General features: G+C 68.1%; 15 protein-coding genes and 2 pseudogenes. 7 read left to right on the top strand and 10 right to left on the bottom strand.

Annotated elements, in window-relative coordinates; all coding sequences use genetic code 11:
- Positions 1-22 precede the first annotated feature (22 nt).
- The 10 genes and pseudogenes from GBA65_RS08470 to GBA65_RS08425 form a co-directional block, all read right to left on the bottom strand.
- Positions 23-1,474, bottom strand: a complete 1,452-nt coding sequence (locus GBA65_RS08470) for an aldehyde dehydrogenase family protein (RefSeq protein ID WP_166396201.1) — start codon at positions 1,472-1,474, stop codon at positions 23-25.
- A gap of 54 nt (positions 1,475-1,528) precedes the next feature.
- A complete protein-coding gene (locus GBA65_RS08465) occupies positions 1,529-2,140 on the bottom strand; it encodes a glutathione S-transferase family protein (protein ID WP_166396200.1) in 612 nt (203 codons plus the stop codon).
- Positions 2,141-2,205: 65 nt separating this feature from the next.
- The gene (locus GBA65_RS08460; RefSeq protein WP_166396199.1) at positions 2,206-3,393 is read right to left on the bottom strand and encodes a CaiB/BaiF CoA transferase family protein; all 1,188 of its coding nucleotides are present in this window, start codon (positions 3,391-3,393) and stop codon (positions 2,206-2,208) included.
- A gap of 32 nt (positions 3,394-3,425) precedes the next feature.
- On the bottom strand, positions 3,426-4,004 hold the full coding sequence (locus GBA65_RS08455) for a Fe-S-containing hydro-lyase (protein WP_166396198.1): 579 nt from the start codon (positions 4,002-4,004) through the stop codon (positions 3,426-3,428).
- 4 nt (positions 4,005-4,008) lie between these two features.
- Positions 4,009-4,850: pseudogene (locus GBA65_RS08450) on the bottom strand (fumarate hydratase).
- A 143-nt stretch (positions 4,851-4,993) separates the two neighbouring features.
- Positions 4,994-5,767, bottom strand: coding sequence for an SDR family oxidoreductase (locus GBA65_RS08445; RefSeq protein WP_166396197.1), 774 nt, complete (start codon positions 5,765-5,767; stop codon positions 4,994-4,996).
- Between the two features lie 1,057 nt (positions 5,768-6,824).
- A pseudogene (locus GBA65_RS26280) lies at positions 6,825-7,244 on the bottom strand (organic hydroperoxide resistance protein).
- Positions 7,245-7,451: 207 nt separating this feature from the next.
- A complete protein-coding gene (locus GBA65_RS08435; RefSeq protein ID WP_166396196.1) occupies positions 7,452-8,144 on the bottom strand; it encodes an MBL fold metallo-hydrolase in 693 nt (230 codons plus the stop codon).
- 70 nt (positions 8,145-8,214) lie between these two features.
- Complete coding sequence (locus GBA65_RS08430) at positions 8,215-8,523, bottom strand: putative quinol monooxygenase (protein ID WP_207956252.1); 309 nt, start codon at positions 8,521-8,523, stop codon at positions 8,215-8,217.
- A 334-nt stretch (positions 8,524-8,857) separates the two neighbouring features.
- Positions 8,858-9,262: a hypothetical protein gene (locus tag GBA65_RS08425; RefSeq protein ID WP_166396194.1), complete on the bottom strand. Its 405-nt coding sequence runs from the start codon at positions 9,260-9,262 to the stop codon at positions 8,858-8,860.
- A gap of 305 nt (positions 9,263-9,567) precedes the next feature.
- On the opposite strand from GBA65_RS08425, the gene GBA65_RS08420 reads away from it, so the two are divergent.
- From GBA65_RS08420 to GBA65_RS08390, 7 genes are read left to right on the top strand one after another with little or no spacing between them, the layout of a single operon-like run.
- Entirely contained in the window at positions 9,568-10,914 is a 1,347-nt protein-coding gene (locus tag GBA65_RS08420; RefSeq protein WP_166396193.1) for an MmgE/PrpD family protein, read from the top strand.
- Positions 10,914-12,296, top strand: a complete 1,383-nt coding sequence (locus GBA65_RS08415) for an FAD-dependent oxidoreductase (protein WP_166396192.1) — start codon at positions 10,914-10,916, stop codon at positions 12,294-12,296. The genes GBA65_RS08420 and GBA65_RS08415 overlap by 1 nt, the downstream gene beginning before the upstream one ends.
- 2 nt (positions 12,297-12,298) lie before the next feature.
- The gene (locus GBA65_RS08410) at positions 12,299-13,717 is read left to right on the top strand and encodes an MmgE/PrpD family protein (RefSeq protein ID WP_166396191.1); all 1,419 of its coding nucleotides are present in this window, start codon (positions 12,299-12,301) and stop codon (positions 13,715-13,717) included.
- The gene (locus GBA65_RS08405) at positions 13,717-14,445 is read left to right on the top strand and encodes a GntR family transcriptional regulator (protein WP_228281940.1); all 729 of its coding nucleotides are present in this window, start codon (positions 13,717-13,719) and stop codon (positions 14,443-14,445) included. Before GBA65_RS08410 ends, GBA65_RS08405 begins: the two co-directional genes overlap by 1 nt.
- On the top strand, positions 14,442-15,809 hold the full coding sequence (locus tag GBA65_RS08400) for a dihydroorotase (protein WP_166396189.1): 1,368 nt from the start codon (positions 14,442-14,444) through the stop codon (positions 15,807-15,809). Before GBA65_RS08405 ends, GBA65_RS08400 begins: the two co-directional genes overlap by 4 nt.
- 3 nt (positions 15,810-15,812) lie before the next feature.
- Positions 15,813-16,547, top strand: coding sequence for an isochorismatase family protein (locus GBA65_RS08395; RefSeq protein WP_166396188.1), 735 nt, complete (start codon positions 15,813-15,815; stop codon positions 16,545-16,547).
- Positions 16,544-17,413, top strand: a complete 870-nt coding sequence (locus GBA65_RS08390) for an isocitrate lyase/PEP mutase family protein (RefSeq protein WP_166396187.1) — start codon at positions 16,544-16,546, stop codon at positions 17,411-17,413. Before GBA65_RS08395 ends, GBA65_RS08390 begins: the two co-directional genes overlap by 4 nt.
- The last annotated feature ends 19 nt before the right edge of the window (positions 17,414-17,432 follow it).

Raw genomic sequence — 17,432 nt, 5'->3', positions numbered from 1 at the left:
TGCTCCCCCTCCTCCGGTCGGGCTACTTGCCGTACTTGATCGCGACGGTCTTGATTTGGCTGTACTCGTAGAGGGCCTCGTAGCCCTTCTCGCGGCCGTGGCCGCTCTTCTTGAAGCCGCCGAAGGGCAGCTCGACCCCGCCGCCGGCGCCGTAGGTGTTGACGAAGACCTGCCCCGCCCTGATCTCCTGCGCGAGGTGGTGCGCCTTGGAGACGTCGCGCGTCCACACCGCCGCGACGAGGCCGTAGTCCGTGGCGTTCGCCATCCAGGCCGCCTCCTCGGGGTCGTCGAAGGGAGTCGCGACCAAGACCGGGCCGAACACCTCCTCCTGCGCCAGCCTGTCGGAGTGCGAGACCCCGCCGAAGAGGGTGGGCTCGAAGAAGTACCCGCCGCCCAACCTGTCCCCCCGCGCGCGGTCGCCGCCCGCCAAAAGCTGCGCCTCGCCCTTCCCCTGCTGTACGTAGCCGTCTACCCGCTCGAGCTGCTCCTCGGAGATGATCGGGCCGAGGTCCGGATCCTCCAGCCCTGGGCCTATCTCGATGCCCTTGAACCGCTCGGCAACCCTCTCGAGCACCTCGTCGTGGACCCTCCGCTCGACGAGGAGCCTGGAGCCGGCGGCACACGTCTGGCCCGCGGCCTGGATAATGGAGTTCACGACGATCGGGATCGCGCCGTCTAGGTCGGCGTCGGCGAAGACGACGTTCGGCGACTTGCCGCCGAGCTCCAGGGTCACGGGGATGACGTTCTCGGCGGCGGCCCTGCTCACGATCTGGCCGACCTCCAGGGAGCCGGTGAAGGCGAGGTGGTCTATCCCCTTGTGGGCGGAGAGCGGGGCCCCGGCCTCCTCCCCGAAGCCCGGCACGACGTTCAGGACCCCCGGCGGCAGCCCCGCCTCCAGGGCCAGCTCCCCGACCTTGATCGGCGTGAGCGGGGCCTCCTCGGCGGGCTTCATCACGCAGCAGTTCCCGGTCGCGAGCGCCGGCACCACCGAGCGGCAGCCGATCTGGATCGGGTAGTTCCACGGGATAATCTGCGCCGCTACCCCGAAGGGCTCGCGCAGCGTGTACGCGAAGACGCCCTGCTGCGTCGGGATCGTGTCCCCGTAGAACGACTCGATGGTGTTGGCGTAGAACTCGAAGTACCGCGCGGCCACGGCCACGTCGGCGCGCGTCTGCGTCAGGGGCTTGCCGGTGTCCGTGCTCTCGAGCCTGGCGAGCTCCTCGTGATCCCGGCGCAGAAGCTCGGCTATATTGTGCAGGACCCTAGCTCGCTCGGCCGGCGTCGTCCGGCGCCACGTCTTCTCGTGGGCCTCGCGCGCCGCCTCCACCGCCTGGTTTATCTCGGCCTCGCCGCAGCGGGCGACCTCGGCGAAGGGTTGCCCGGTGGACGGGTCCAGGTCCTCGAACGTCCCCTTACCGTTCACCTTCTCCCCACCTATTATGGCGGGGTAGCTCTCCATCTTTACCTTGCTCATCCCTTCCTCCTATTGCTTCGGTCCTGACGGTCCTTTTGGTGGTTCGCTGGCCGATCAGGCCCGACCGGGCGGCGGCACGTATCCGGGGAGGGCCTCGACGCGCTCGAGCCAGGCGCGTACGTTTGGGTAGTCCCCGAGCTCGTAGCCTCCCTCGTCGCACACGCGCGGGTACGCGTAGAGCGCGACGTCGGCGACGGTCGGGCGCTCCCCGACGAAGAACTCGCGGCCCTCGAGGTGGCGCTCCATCACCCCCAGCGCCCGGTAGCCCTGCTCGAAGATCTCCGCGAGCTGCGCCTCCCTGACCTCGGTAATCTCGACCTCCCACATCTTCCACAGCCGGGGCCTCGAGAGGTAGAGCAGGAGGCTGTACTGCTCGAAGAACATCCAGCGAAAGATCTGCGCCCGCTCGACCCTGTCGCCGGGAAGGTAAGGCGTCCCCTCGGCGAAGAAGAGCATGATCGCGCCGGACTCGGGGAGCGTCGTCCCGTCGTCGAGCTCTAGAACCGGGACCCTGCCGTCCGGGTTAACGTTCCCGAGGAACCCCGGGGAGTGCGTCTCGCCGCCTCTGGTGTTGTAGTCGATCACCTCCACGCCTTCGCCCATGAGCCCGAGGAGCAGCCGTACCTTGTAGCCGTTCCCGGATTTTGGGGCGGAGTGCAAACGCATCGAACCCTACCTCCCTTCCTGGCGAACCGCGAGCCACCGCGCGACGGCCGCCCTCCGTGCGGACGTCACGCCGAAGCCCCGTTTTGCGAGTTCGCCAGGGCCGAGATCTCCGCGTCCCCGTAGCCGAGCTCCTCGAGGATCGAGCCGTTGTGCTCCCCGACCCCGGGGATCGGCCCCATCACCGGCTCCGTCCCCGCGAGCGTCGCCGGCGGCAGGAGCGCCCGCAGGGGGCCCACCGGAGAGCCGAACTCCCGCCAGCGCCCGCGCGCTTCGAGCTGCGGGTGGTCGAGGAAGCCCTTCACGTCGCGCATCCTCGCGTTGGCGATCCCCGCCCCCTCCAGCCTCCCCACGGCCTCCTCGGCGGGGAGACCCGAGAAGGCGCCCTCGATCTCGGCGCGAAGCGCGTCGCGGTTCTCGACGCGCTTGGAGTTGGTCTCGAAGCGTTCGTCCCCTGCCATCCCCTCCCTCCCCAGCACCCCGCCGCAGAACCGCTCCCACTCCCGCTCGTTCTGCACCCCGAGGAAGACGACCCCGCCGTCGGAGCAGGCGAACGGGCCGTAGGGCGCTATCGCCGCGTGGCTCGCCCCGCTCCTCCTCGGCTCCTCGCCGCCGTAGCCGGAGAAGTAGGCCGGGAAGCCCATCCACTCGCCCAAGGCCTCCAGCATCGACACCTCGATCGTCGCCCCCTCCCCCGTCCTCCCGCGCCGGAACAGGGCCGAGAGCACCCCCGAGTAGGCGTACATCCCGGCCGCTATGTCCGCCACGGAGATGCCGACCTTGGAGGGGGCCTCCTCCGTGCCGGTGATCGAGACGAGCCCGGCCTCGCACTGCACCAGAAGGTCGTAGGCCTTCTTCTCCGTGTAGGGGCCGCCCCCGCCGTAGCCGGAGACCGAGCAGTGCACCAGGCCGGGGTCCTCCCCCCTCAGCGCCTCCGCCCCGAAGCCGAGCCGTTCGGCCGCGCCCGGGGCGAGGTTCTGCACGAAGACGTCCGCCCCGGCCACGAGCCTGCGCAGCGCCCCCTTGGCGGCGTCCTGCTTGAGGTCGAGGGCGAGGGACTCCTTGGAGCGGTTGAGCCAGACGAAGTGGCTGGACATGCCGTTGACGGTCCCGTCGTAGGAGCGGGCGAAGTCGCCGGCGCCTGGGCGCTCGACCTTGACGACGCGGGCGCCGAGGTCGGCGAGCTGTCGGGTGGCGAAGGGGGCGGCGACGGCCTGCTCCAGCGAGACCACCGTGATCCCTTCCAGCGGCAGCATCTGGCTCCCACCCTCCCGAGAAGTTTCGCCGGTCAAGATCCTTCCCCCACGGGCGCTCTCTTGCGCCACCGTTCGCGCCCCTCCAGGTAGAGGTCGCCGCCGTGCAGGTCGTTGACGACGATCACCGGGAAGTCCTCGACCACGAGCCTTCTGATCGCCTCTGCCCCGAGGTCCTCGTAGGCCACGACCTCGGCATCCTTGACCCTGTCGGCCAGCAGCGCCGCCGTCCCCTCAACCGCCCCGAAGTAGACGCAGCCGTGCTCCCGCATCGCGTCGCGCACGGCCTCGGAGCGCAGCCCCTTGCCGACCATCCCCTTTAGCCCGCGCTCGACCAGCAAGGGCGAGTAGGGGTCCATCCGCGAGGCGGTGGTGGGGCCCGCCGGGCCGATGGCGTGTCCGGGCCGCGCCGGGGCGGGGCCGGTGAAGTAGACGATCTGCCCCTCCGGGTCGAAGGGCAGATCGTCTCCGTTCTCTATCGCCTCCTTCATCCTCGCGTGGGCGGCGTCGCGGGCGGTGTACAGGACGCCCGAGAGCAGCACGACGTCGCCGGTCTTGAGGGCTTCGTTGCCTTCTCTCATCAACGGGGCTTCGAGGCGGATCTCGTCGGCCATGCGCCTACAGCTCCGTCGAGGCGGTGCGGTGGGAGTGGCAGTCGAGGTTGACCGCGACCGGGAACGAGGCGATGTGCGTCGGGAAGCTCTCGATGTGGACGCACAGGGCGGTCTGCGTGCCGCCGTAGCCCGCGGGACCGATGCCCGTCGCGTTGATCCCGTCCAGGATCTCCCCTTCCAGCCTCGCGAGCTCGGGGTCGGGGTTAGGCTCGCCGGAGGGGCGCGTCAGGGCCTTTTTGGCGAGCATCGCCGCCTTCTCGAACGGCCCCCGATCCCGACGCCCACCGTGACCGGCGGGCTCGCGTTCGGCCCCGCCTTCTCGATGGTCTCGACGACGAACCTCTTCATCCCCTCCACGCCTTCCGCGGGGGTGAGCATCTTCAGGGCGCTCATGTTGTCGCAGCCGGCGCCCTTGACGAGCATGGTGAGCTTGAAGCCGTCCCCCGCCACCGGCTCGTGGTAGACGATCGCCGGAGTGTTGTCGCCGGTGTTGACCCGGTCGACGGGGCTGCGGACGATGGACTTTCTGAGGTAGCCCTCGTCGTAGCCGCGCCTCACGCCCTCGTCGATGAGCTCGCCGATCTCGCCGTCCGCGATGCGCACGCCGCTCCCCATCTCGACGAAGAAGACGGCGTAGCCGGTGTCCTGGCAGAACGCCACGCACCGCTCCTTGGCGACGTCGGCGTTCTGCAGGAGCCTCTGAAGCACCTCGCGCCCGTGCGGCGACTCCTCATCCTCCAGCGCCCGGCGCATCAGGGCGAGGTGGCTCTGCGGAAGCTCCGTGTTCGCCTCGATGCACAGGTCGCGGACGGCCTCGACGATCTTCTCGGCTGGGATCTCCCGCACGCTTCCTCCTAACCTGCCCGAAACCTCGGGCGGCATATTTCGACCACTACTACAACGGTTCGCTGCACGACCCCTTACGGCCGATCCGGCCCGGACGGCTGCTCCTTACCGGTTGCCACGCCGCGGCATCGTCCCTTCTCCCGCTATATGCTGCGACCGCCGTCCACGGGGAGGACGGTCCCCGTGATGTACGCCGCTTCGTCGGAGGCCAGGTACAGCGCCGCCGAAGCGACGTCCGAAGGGGTAGCGAGCCTCCCGAGCGGGATCGTCGAGATAAAGGCCGCCCGCCCCTCCTCGGGGTCCCGATCCCCTATGAACGTGTTGAGCATCGGCGTGTCGGTGGCCACCGGGGCCAGGCAGTTGACGCGGATGTTCTCTCCGGCCAGCTCCACCGCCAGCGTCCGCGCGAGATGGATGGCCGCCGCCTTCGACGACGCGTAGGCCGTGAACCCGGGACGGGTCCTCATGCCCATGACCGACGCCGTAACGATGATCGAGCCGCCCCGTCCCCTCATCGCGGGGATCGCGGCTTGGGAGCAGAGGAACACCCCCTTGACGTTGACGGCCAGCGACCGATCCAACTCCTCCTCCGTCGTCTCCCCGAAGGGGCGCGGGGGGTTGGTGTAACCGGCGTTGTTGAAGAGGACGTCGAGCCCGCCGTAGCGCTCGACCGCCGCCTCGACCATCGCCCTCGCGTCGTCCGCCCGGGAGACGTCGCAGCGGACGTGCGTCGCCTCGCCCCCACCCTTCACGATGCCCGCCGCCACGCCCTCGGCGCCGTCGGCGTCTATGTCGGCGACCACAACGCGAGCCCCCTCGGCCGCGAACCTCTCGGCCGAGACGCGCCCGATCCCGGACGCCGCGCCCGTTACGATAGCGACCTTCCCACCGAGCCGCCCCTCACGACCAGCCCCCATTAAGCTCCCTTCCCGTCTCGTGCCTGCGAACAGCTACGAGGTAATCGATCCGCCTTACGCCGTTCCTCGATGACTCTGCACCCTGCTCCATGCTTTGGGCCACCTCGGGACCGGAGCGGGACCTTCGACGCAGCGCGAGCCCGACCCGCGCGAGCATCGCGCTGCGCCTCATTCGAGAGGTTACTTCTCGTACTGCCTTGGCTTCCACGCTCCTTTATGAATTAGAAATATTCTCTATACAAAATAGAATTGCGTCAAGAGCGGGCGCTCGGTCCCATGTTCTCTCCCTCGAGGGGCGTTGGTGCAGACTCGCATTCGCACGACCCATGCCAGCAAGAAGGAGGTCGAACGGCACCGGTAGCGACGGGGCTCTTCGCCGAGCGCCACGGCGGAGCGGTTGTAGCAGATCCACCGACGGCACGGCGCTCTACGGGAGGCCGTCCGGGCGGGGACGCCCGAACCGACGCGGCCGAGCTGGACGCCGCCCGGCGCCGCGCGGTGTACGAGGCCGCAAGCCCGCGTCACCTCGAAGGGTTTATCGCCAGCCTCCGGGCGGTCCTGCCACCGGAGTCCATCTTGTTCGACAGCCACTCCGGCGCCCCGATCGGGGAGCACGAACGCATCACGGCAGCCGTCGAGGTCGCGACGCGCCGAGAGCGGCGGAGTTGGTCTGGGAGCGCAAGAGCTACCGCCCGTTCGAGGGGGCGCTTGCTGTGGCTGTCCGGAGGAGCGTCGGGCGGGGGCACGAGGACCGGGCGCGAAACCGTCGGGGGGTTCGGAGCACCTGTTCGTTCCGGGGCGGGAGACACACCTGCGGCTTCCGTCGGGCCCGAGCGCCCGGAGGACGAGGCCGTGTGAGACGGCGACCGCCCGAAGCCTCTATCGAGAGCCCGACCTCCCGGGTGCGGGCGAGTCGGGCTGGCCATGGGGAATCGGGACCTATCGGGGCCGCAGGAAAACAGGGTCTTCCGGACGTGAGCCAGGGCCGCGGCCCGCGCGAGCCCGCCTCCCCGAGCCGGGCCTGCTCCTTGCCCGTCCCCGCGCCGTCCCTCGACCGCTACTCCGCCACCGAGAGTTTCACTTCTATGTTGCCCCGGGTAGCCTTGGAGTACGGGCAGACCTGGTGCGCGTCGTGCATCAGAGCCTCCGCCTCCTCGCGCGGGAGACCGGGGATGTGCCCGACCAGTTCGACCTTGAGACCGAAGCCGTTCCCGTCCCGTCCGATGCCGACGTTGGCCGTTATGGAGGTGTCTTCGCCCAGGCTCTTCTTCTGCCGGCCGGCCACGCGCCTCAGGGCGTTCTCGAAGCACGCGGAGTAACCGGCGGCGAAGAGCTGCTCGGGTTGGTGGCGCCTTCGTCCCGGGCCCGCCCATCTCCTTCGGCATCGTCAGGTCCAGGTCCAGGATGCCGTCCGAAGATTCGACCGTGCCGTTGCGTCCCCGTGTGCCGTCGCGGATGCGGTGTACAACGCTTCCATGTTCCCTCCTAGCTCATCACCCTGCGGCTTCCGCTGCTTCGGGATCCTACCCTGCGCGCCCCCGAAGCTGCGTCGCGTTCGGTGGGGCCCACCACGCGTCCGAGGGACGGCTACCAGTCGTTCAACGGCCGCCCGGCGTCGAGGCGACCTTGTAGCGCGTCCGTGCGGCGATGCCCTCACCGACGCCGGCCGCCGCGCCGGGACGCGTCAGCGGGATTGCTCGAAGACGTAGATGTGTCGTCGGTCCGGTAGCGTCTCGGGGGTGATCTCCATCTCCGGCCCGCCGACGCGCGTGATCGTGTCGTCCGGGTAGCGCGACAAGAACGACTCGACGGGTTCGATCTGGAGCCAGCCGCGCGGGTTGTAGTAGTGCATCGGGACGATCACGCGCGGCCCGATCTCCCCTATCGCCGCGTCGAGGTCGTCGTAGGCTATCGTGGCGTGGGCGCCGGCGAGGGCGAACATGACGTCCACGTTGCCGTGCAGCGCGTCGAGGTGCTCGGGCGGGATCGGGTTGCCGGTGTCGCCAAGGTGCAGCACGCGCAGCCCGCCGAGCGTGAACAGGTACAGGGCGTTCGCGTCCGGATGGCGACCGAACTCGCCCTGGAAGTCGAACGACAGGCTCTCCATGGCCGGGAACGGGCGGATCGTCACGCCCTTGACCTCCGTCCCCTCCGGCGGCAGTTCGAGCGCGTCCACCACGGTGGGACTGCCCCGCACGTGGCTGGGATCGGAGTGGAAGTCGTCCATGGACGAGCTCATGATCACGAGATCGGCGGGCTCGTCTATGGGATCGAAGCCCGAACCCGGCTTCGGGCCCGGCGTGTAGGGATCGGTGACGACCGAGAGCCCGTCCGCCTCGAGCCGGAAGCTGGCGTGCGCGTAGAACGTTATCTTCATCCGTCATCCCCCCGCGTGTTTCGCAACGCGTGGCTCGCGCCCGCGGGCGCGAGCCACGCCGGCCTACCCCTTAGGAGCCCTGGGCCTCGACCTTCTCGCCCTGGAACAGCTCCCACACCTCGACCATGTCCTCGGTCGCGGCCGAGAACTCGCTGAGGTGCGACGACTCCATGTGCTGCTCCCAGAGCGGCTTGGTCTCCCAGTTTTCGTAGAACATGATGATCCCGGGGTCCTCGACGGAGCGGTGCATGTCGTAGTTGATGCAACCCTCCTCGGAGAGGGTCGGCGCTACCAGCTTGCGACACTCCTTGTAGAGCCGATCCTCCGATCCGGGCTTGGCCTTGAGCTTGGCGATAATCGTGAGCGGTGCCAGTGCCACGTTCTCCTTCTCCCTTCGCATGCGACCACGAACCTTTCCACGCCGGGCAAAATAGCACGCCAGGGCACCCGGCGCGAACCTCGCCGCCCGCGCCCCGGTCCTGTCCCTCGGTACGGTACGAACTCTCTCCCTACGGACGACAGCGCGGGGGCGCGGCACCCTCTGCTCGCAGGCCCTCCACGACAACGGAGGCAAGCACCGTGTCGGACCATCCTTCTCGCACCGCGCTTGTGACGGGCGTGCCCCCGGGCATCAAGAGGGCGAGCAGCGCGTAGCGCAGTCGATAGACGGACACGCCACCCGCGATACCCGCCACCACCCCGGCGCCGACTCCCTACGGCAGCAGCACCGCTAACGCAGGGAGAACGGCGAAGGCGAAGAGGGCTGGCAGGGCGCACGCCAGCGAGAAGTCCCAGCGCGGAACGCGCTGTCCCGGGGCGCGCAGCAGGCCAAACGGGACAGGGAAGTTCGAAGAATCCAGGCGCGGGCTCGCCCCCGCGCGACGCAGGAGCAGCCACTGCGAGAGGAGCAGCGCCAGGAGCCATGACGCTACAAGCACAAGGGGACACCAGGGCAGCGTGGCGTTCAGGGATGCCTCGGTCTTTCGGAGATCCCCGAGAAGCACCACGCCCACGTACGCGCCCGCCAGTATAAGCACGAACAGCGCCAGAAGGTGAGCGCCGTCGGTACGCCACTCCTGAGTTTCCGAGCACCCTGACGGTTGCCCGATCTGGTCCACAGCAGGCCTCCTGACCCTCCCCGCGCAAAGCTCATATCGCTTTGTCGTCGCCTCGATTCAAGTTGCCGAGCCGGGTCGGCGGCTCGCCCAGGACCAAAATTGCCGATATTGGTTACAACACACCAACCTTCGTGGCCTATCTTCTGAACCGACTTTGCGAGTCAGCAACCTTTTCTTGACACGATTTTCGCTTTCGTATACGCTGTATACAAAGTACACACGCAAGACGTTGCCAAACTCCTTGAGACGTTGGGGGAAGGGACTTGGAGACGACATCTGCTACACGGCCCGAGCTACGGCGAGAGTTGTTCGAGTTCTCGGAGTGGGCCGCCGACCTGAGGTACGCGAGCCTGCCGGCGTGGACGCTCGACAGGGCGCGGCTGGTCCTGCTTGATGATCTGGGTGCCGTGCTCGGCGCGGCGGGCGAGGCGGAACTGGAGGCTTATCGGGGGCGGTACCTGGGCGTAGGAGGCCGGCACGAGGCCACCGTCCTCGCGCCCGGTTTCGTCATGACCGATCGTTTCGGCGCGGCCGAGCTCAACGGCATGGCCGGCTGCTGGCTGGAGGTCGACGAGGGCTACAGGCTTGCTACCAGCCACGCGGGGATCTACGCCATTCCCGCGCTGCTAGCCGTCGCCGAGAGCGAGGGCCTTACGGCCCGTGAGTTGCTGGAGGGCCTCGTGGTCGGCTACGAGATCGCCGCGAGGTTCGCGCACGCCTGGTCTTTCCCGCCGCTGGCGATACATCCGCACGGTGCCTTCTCCCCGGTAGGCGCCGCGGTCGCGGTGGCGAAGGCCAGGGGATACTCCTCCTCCGGGTTGTTGCGGACGATTCAGACGGCGTCGGCTTTCGCCATAGCGAGCCCTTACAACCACGCTACGGGGGGCGCATTGGTTCGGAACGTATGGACCGGGGCGGGGGCGCGCTTGGGCATCATGGCTTCCGAGCTGGCGATGGACGGAATCCTTGGCCTTCCTAGCTCACCTCTCGACGTGTTCGGCACAGCGCTTCAGGGGGAGTGGCAAGAAGGCGCCCTGAGCAACGGGCTAGGGGAGAACTACGCCATCGAGTCCGGTTACCACAAGCCGTACGCCTGCTGCCAGTACGCGCACGCGACCATCGACGCCCTGCTGGAGCTGCGAGCTCGCCACGAAGCGTTGGAATGGGCGAGGGAGGTGGAGAGCATCGTCGTCGAGACCCACCCCAAGGGGCTCTCGCTCGACGTGGCGCGCCCGGAGACCACCCTGGGAGCCAAGTTCTCCCTGCCGCACGCCGTGGCGGCGGGGCTCGCGTATGGGACCGGGGGTCCCTCGGCTTTCACGCGGGCGAGCATAGAAGATCCCGGGGTCAGGGCCTTGTCGGATGCCGTGGAGTTACGGCCGATCGAGGAGGTAAAGGAGTGGCCCGAAGACCGCCCGTCGCGGATCACCGTGCGCCTCAGGGACGGTTCCGAGGATACGGCGTACTGCGCCACCGCAACGGGGGATCCCTCCAGGCCTCTCTCCCGGTGCCAGCTTGTGGAGAAGTTCGTCGAGGTGGCCGGCGCGACGGTACGCCCCCAAGGAGCGAGGGGGCTGGCGGACCAGATCCTCGGTATGCCGGAAGACCTGCTCGTCCGGGACCTCGTCCGCTTGGTGAAGGAGGCCGCCTGATGGCGCCCGAAGAGCGCGCCCTAGTGACGGACGTGGTCGTGGTGGGGAGCGGCGCTTGCGGTATGGCGGCCGCCATAGCGGCCCGCCAGCAGGGGCGGAGGTCCTCCTGCTGGAGAAAGAGCCGGACGTGGGGGGAACGCGGCCCTGAGCACCGGCTCCGTACCCGGCTCATACACACGGTTTCAGGCGGCGGCCGGCGTAGAAGACTCCCCGAGGCCATGGCCGAGGACATCATGCGCCAGACCGGTTACCAGAGCGACGGGGAACTCGTTTTGCATCTGGCCAGGGAATCGAGTGGGCTGATCGACTGGCTGGTCGACGACCTGGGGGTGGAGCTGTACCTCGTGACCGACTACATGCACGTCGGCCACTCCGTGCATCGGCTCCATGCCCCCGCCTCCAGAGAGGGGGCAGACCTCGTCAAAGACCTGCGGCAGGCGATAAAAGACTTCGGGGTCTCCCTGAAGACTGGGATGCCCGTGAAAAGACTGCTGACCGCCGACGACGGGAGCGTCGTTGGCGTGGAGGCAGAGGAGGCAGGCCAGAAGCTGCGGGTCGAAGCCAAGAAGGTGATCCTGGCCTCCAACGGGTTCGCGGCCAACAGGGAGATGCTCCTGCGGTACTGCCCGGACATAGCGGACGCCCCTTACTTCGGCGCCCCGGGCAACACCGGCGAGGGGATCGCATGGGGCGAGGGGCTGGGGGCCGCCGTCGAGCACATGGGGGCGTATCAGGGGTACGCGGCGGTGTGCGAGAACGGGATACTCGTCTCCTGGACCACGGTAGAGAAGGGCGGGATCGTCGTGGATGGCGACGGGCGCCGCTTCGGGGACGAAACCAGCGGGTACTCCGCGTTCGTCCCGGAGGTACAGCGCCACACCGACGGGCCTATCTACGTGATCTTCGACCAGCGGATCATGGAGTCCGTCCGGGACCGCGAGCCCCGGTTCAGGGGCCTCGTCGAGGAGGGGTTCGTCAAAGAAGCGGCCACGGTGGACGAGTTGGCGGCCCTCCACGACATGCCACGGGACGACCTCGAGGAGACGCTCGCCCGCTACAACGCCGCCGCCGAGGCGGGGGTCGACGAGTTCGGCAGGAAGGATTTCGGAGCGGCACCGCTCCGGTTCCCGCTGCACGTCGCCCGGGCCTCGACGGGTCTCTTCCACACCCAGGGAGGCTTGCGGATAAACACCAACGCCCAACCCCTGCGTACCGACGGAAGTCCGGTAGAGAACCTGTACGCCGGGGGCGGGGTGGCCGTGGGGATCTCGGGTGCCGACGGCGGCAGGGGGTACTCGTCCGGTAACGGGCTGTTGACCGCCCTCGGGTGGGGCAAGATCGCCGGCGAGCATGCGGGCCGTTCGGCCGGGAAGCGAGGCTGAGCATGAGCACCATCGCCGAGAGGCTCGCGGAGAGGGCGTTGTCGCTCTCCTACGAAGATATTCCGGAAGAGGTGCTAGAGCAGGCCAAGCTGCACCTTCTGGATGCTCTGGGTGTCGCCCTCGCCGCGGCGTCCGTCGAGTCCGGCGAGGAGATCGTGCGAGCGGCCCGATCTCTCGGCGCCGGCGAGGAGGGGACGGTGATCGGAGCTTACGAGCGGTTACCCGTCCCCTCGGCCGCGTTGGTCAACGGCACCCTGATCCACGGGCTGGAGTACGACGACACCCACACGGGCTCGATAATCCACGCCAGCTCCGTGGTGGTGCCGAGCGTCCTCGCCGCGGCGGAGGAGTATGCGGTGGATGGCAAGGAGCTGCTGACCGCGCTCGTGCTGGGGTGGGAGACGATAATCCGGCTGGGCCTTGTCGCGCCCGGCGCCTTCCAGGCGCGCGGGTTCCACACCACCGGGGTCTGCGGCGGCTTCGCCTCCGCTCTGGTGGCCGGGCGACTCGCCGGGCTCTCCGCGCAGCGTTTGGCCTCCGCGCTCGGCATCGCGGGGAGCATGGCTTCCGGGCTCTTCGAGTACGTCGTCGGCGGCGCCTCGGTGAAGAGCGTCCACCCGGGCTGGGCCGCGCACAGCGGCATCGTCGCGACCAGACTCGCCCGCTCCGGCATCTCTGGCCCGAAGACCGTGTTCGAGGGACGTTTCGGCTTCTACAGCAACTACACGGACCGCGCTCCGGAAGAGTTGCCGCTGCACGACCTGTACCGCGACGTGGGCGAGCGGTGGTACACGACCGAGTTGTCCTACAAGCCGTACCCGTGCTGCCACTTCAACCACGCCTTCCTCGATTGCGCGGCGCAGCTGGTCTCGGAGGGCCTGAAGGCCGAGGACGTCGAGGAGGTGGTGTGCCGCGTCGCACCCGAGATCGTGCCGGTGGTATGCGAGCCTCGAGAAGCGAAAGCGTCGCCACAGAGCGGCTACGAGGCCAGGTTCAGCCTCCCCTACTCCGTAGCCGCCATGCTCCGCCACGGCGAGGTAGGCCTGGATACCTTCTCCCGCGACAACGTCGCGGATCGATCGCTGCTCGGGCTGGCCCAGCGCGTGCGGTACGAGCCAGACCCGGATACTCGTTACCCGGAAACCTTCCCCGGAAGCCTGGAGGTCACCACCAGGGGTGGCGACGTGTTGTCCAGGGACGTCGAGGTCAACCGCGGGGGGCCCCGGAACCCGATGCCCGAAGAGGAGATCTTGCGGAAGTTCCGGGACAACGCCCGGCGCACGCTGGGCACCCGCGACGTGGAGCGGGTGCTCCGGACGGTGCAGAGCTTGGAAGAGGCGGACGGGCCTCGGTCGCTCTGCGAGCTCTTGAGGGCCGCCGAAGAACGGAGCCCCGCTTTCGAGATGAGGAGCAACAGGTGATGCCGATGCGTAGGGATGCTGGCAGGGAGGTTATCCTCCCCGACCTCAGGTCGTCCGGGTTCGAGCACATGGCCACGCGAGACTGGGTCTACCATGCCCTCCTCGAAGCGATCGTGCGCGGCGGGCTGAGGCCCGGCGCCTGGCTCTCGGAGACGAGCCTGGCCACGCAGCTCGAGGTGAGCCGCACCCCTCTGCGCGAGGCCCTGCAACGCCTCCAATCCGACCTGCTCATCGAGCGGGGCCAAAACGGCAAGTTGTACGTGCGGGGCCTCTCGGAGAAAGAGGCACGCGACCTGTATGCGGTGCGCGCGTCCCTCGAGGAACTAACCGTCGAAGAAGCGGCAGCCAACATGACGGTTGCCAAGCTTGCGACCCTGGAGGAGATCCTGGAACGCATGAGATCGGCGGTCGATCGGGTCGAGGAGGTGGCCGAAGGAGGAAGGGATTTCCACGACGTACTTCTCGAGATCGCCGAGAACGAGATAACGAGTTGGACGCTCGGACAGCTGAAGCCTCACATAGACCGTTACCGGTTCCTCAGCACCCGGACGAGTCAGGAGCGCGGTATGCAGGCGGTTCGCGAGCACGAGGAGATATACGAGTCGCTCCGCGACGGTAACGTCGAGGCCGCGAAGTCGTGCATGAGGCGGCACATCGAGAAGGGAAGGGAGACCGTGCTCACCGCGCTCGTGGCCTCTCCCGAGACTCAAGGCGGGGAGGAAGAGTGAGGGCGGATCTAGCGGTCAAGAACGGAAGGGTCGTGCTGCCCGGCGAGGGTGTGGTGGCCGCCGACCTTGCGGTGCGGGACGGCAAGATAGCGGGCGTACTGAATCCCGGGCAGGCGCTCGAGGCGGACCAGACGATCGATGCCGGCGGGTTGACCGTATTTCCGGGGCTCGTAGACCCCCACACGCACTTGACCATGGGCGACTCCCCGGAACCGTACCTGACCGAGACCAGGACCGCCGCGATCGGCGGCGTTACCACAGTGCTGACCTACCTTTTCCAGTCCACCCCCTACGCGGACCTCTTCGAGCAGGACCGAGATCAGGTCGGGTCGCAGTCGTACGTGGACGTCGGTTTCCACTTCGGGGCCGTCACCGACGAGCAGCGCGCCGAGCTGGACCGCTACGCCGACGAATACGGCGTCACCTCCTACAAGTTCTTCATGAGCTTCCGGGGCGACGAGGGCCAGTACCTCGGCATCGAGGGCGTGGACGACGGGCTTATGTACGACTTCTTCTCCGACATAGCGCGGAAATTCGACGGGGTGGTCGCCACGCACCCCGAGAACATCGAGATAGTCTGGCGCTTGCGGCCGCGTCTCATGCAAGACGGGCGCGAGGACCTCAAGGCCTGGATGGAGTCGAGGCCGGACTTCGTGGAGGCCGAGAACATAGCGCGGGCCCTCAGGATAGCCCGTCAGACGGGCGTCACCCTCTACATCCCCCACCTGAGCTGCGCCCTCGGCCTGGAAGAGGTGCGCCGGTTCCGCGACCGCTACGACGGCTACTACGTCGAGACCTGCCCGCACTACCTCACGCACGTGTCGGACGACGGCACCGACACGCTCGCCAAGGTGAACCCCCCGCTGCGCACGGAGGAGGATCGCGAGGCGCTCTGGGAGGGCCTGGCGGACGGGAGCATCCAGACGGTCGGCTCCGACCACGTGCCGCGCCGGTCGTCGCACAAGGAAGGAGGCATCTGGAAGGCCTCGGCCGGCTTCCCCGGGCTGGCGACGCTGCTACCCGTCCTCCTCAGCGAGGGCCACCACCGGCGCGGCCTGCCGCTGGCCAGGATCGCCGAGCTAACCAGCGAGAACCCGGCCAGGATCTACGGTTTGTACCCGAAGAAGGGCGCGATACGGGTGGGCAGCGACGCGGACCTCACCCTCGTGGACCTGGACCTCGAACGGCAGGTGAGGGCCGAAGCCCTCGGCTCGTACTGCGATTTCTCGCTCTACGAGGGCTGGAAGCTCAAGGGGTGGCCCGTCACGACGATCCTGCGCGGCGACGTGATCTACGGCGACGGCTCGTTGAAGGGAAAGCCCGGTTGGGGGCGTTATCTGCACAGAGCGAAGGTAGGAGCGTAGACGATGGAGAAGCGAATCTGGGACGACTACATAACCGATGTCGACCGCCGGGTCTACGAGAAGGCCGGCTTCGGCAGCAGCTCCGGCTTCGGCAGCCGGCCGGCGATCCTCGTCATCGACGTGCAGTACAGGACGGTGGGCGAGGCTCGAGGCCCGATCCTGGAAGCAATGGACGCGTACCCCACCGCGGTCGGCGACCGCGGCTGGGCGGCCGTCGACAGGATCGGGGAACTCCTCGCAGCGGCGCGTCCCAAAGGCGTGCCGGTCCTCTACCCCGTCGTGGAGCGAAAAGACAGGTTCGACACCGGCCGCTGGAAAGACAAGATCCCGGGCATGGACAGCGAGGAGCACAGGATAGGCCAGCGCGGGACGCAAATCGTCGAGGAGATCGCGCCGGAGCCGGGCGACGTCGTGGTCAGCAAGCGCTACGCGAGCGCCTTCTTCGGCACGCCCTTGATGACTTACCTCAACGACCTCGACGTGGACACCCTGATCGTGACGGGCTGCACCACCAGCGGGTGCGTGCGGGCGACCGTGACCGACGCCTTCTCCTACGCCTTCCGGGTGATCGTACCCGAAGACGCGGTCTACGATCGCGGCGAGGCGAGCCACGCGATCAACCTGTTCGACATGAGCCAGAAGTACGCGGACGTCCCGACCACGGACGAGGTCGTCTCGTTCCTCGAAGGGCTGCCGACCGGCAGCGGCGAGGCCGTCGCGCAGGAGAGCAAGGCGTGAGCGGCGCCGCGAGGCTACGGGAGTTGATCTCCGAGGACCGCCTCCTCATCGCCCCCGGGGCGCCGAACGCCCTGACGGCGATACTCATCGAAGAGGCGGGGTTCCCCGTCGTGTACGTCTCCGGGGCGGGGGTCTCCAACACCCAGCTTGGGGCCGCGGACGTGGGGCTCGTGTCTTCGCGCGAGCTCGTCGATCAGGTGCGTTACATAACGGCGGCCGTCGGGGTACCGATCGTCGCAGACGCCGACACCGGCTTCGGCAACGCCCTCAACGTGGTGAGGACGGTCCAGGAGCTAGAAAGGGCCGGGGCCGCCGGGCTGCAGCTCGAAGACCAGGTCACGCCCAAGCGGTGCGGCCACTTCGAGGGGAAGCAGATCGTGTCGAAAACGGAGATGGTCAACAAGGTTCGCGCGGCGGCGGAGGCCCGCCGGGACGAGGATCTGGTGATCATCGCGCGCACCGACGCCCGGGCCGTGACGGGCCTAGAGGACGCCATCGACCGCGCCCTGGCCTACCGGGAGGCAGGCGCCGACATGATCTTCGTCGAGGCCCCGCGGAGCGTGGAGGAGCTCGAGACCGTCGCCCGGGAGGTCCCCGGTCCTCTCGTCGCGAACATGGTGGAGGGCGGCAAGACCCCGCCTCAACCCGCCGCGGTCCTGGAGAAGATGGGGTACCAGATGGTGATCTACGCGAACCTGGCGATGCGCGCGGCCGTGCTATCGATGCAGCAAGTACTGACGCACCTCGCGGATCACGGCGACAGCACGGGGGTGACGGACAAGATCGTAAGCATGGAAGAGCGCAACAGGATCACCAACCTGGCGCAGTATCGCAAGACGGAAGAGAGGTACCTCTCGGAAACGTAAGGCCTGTCCGAACTCCAAA

Origin of the sequence: Rubrobacter marinus (genome assembly GCF_011492965.1) — a bacterium.
GTDB classification, from domain to species: Bacteria; Actinomycetota; Rubrobacteria; order Rubrobacterales; family Rubrobacteraceae; genus Rubrobacter_F; species Rubrobacter_F marinus.
Note: the sequence above shows the minus strand (reverse complement) of the source record. Positions and strands in the feature narration are given on the sequence as shown.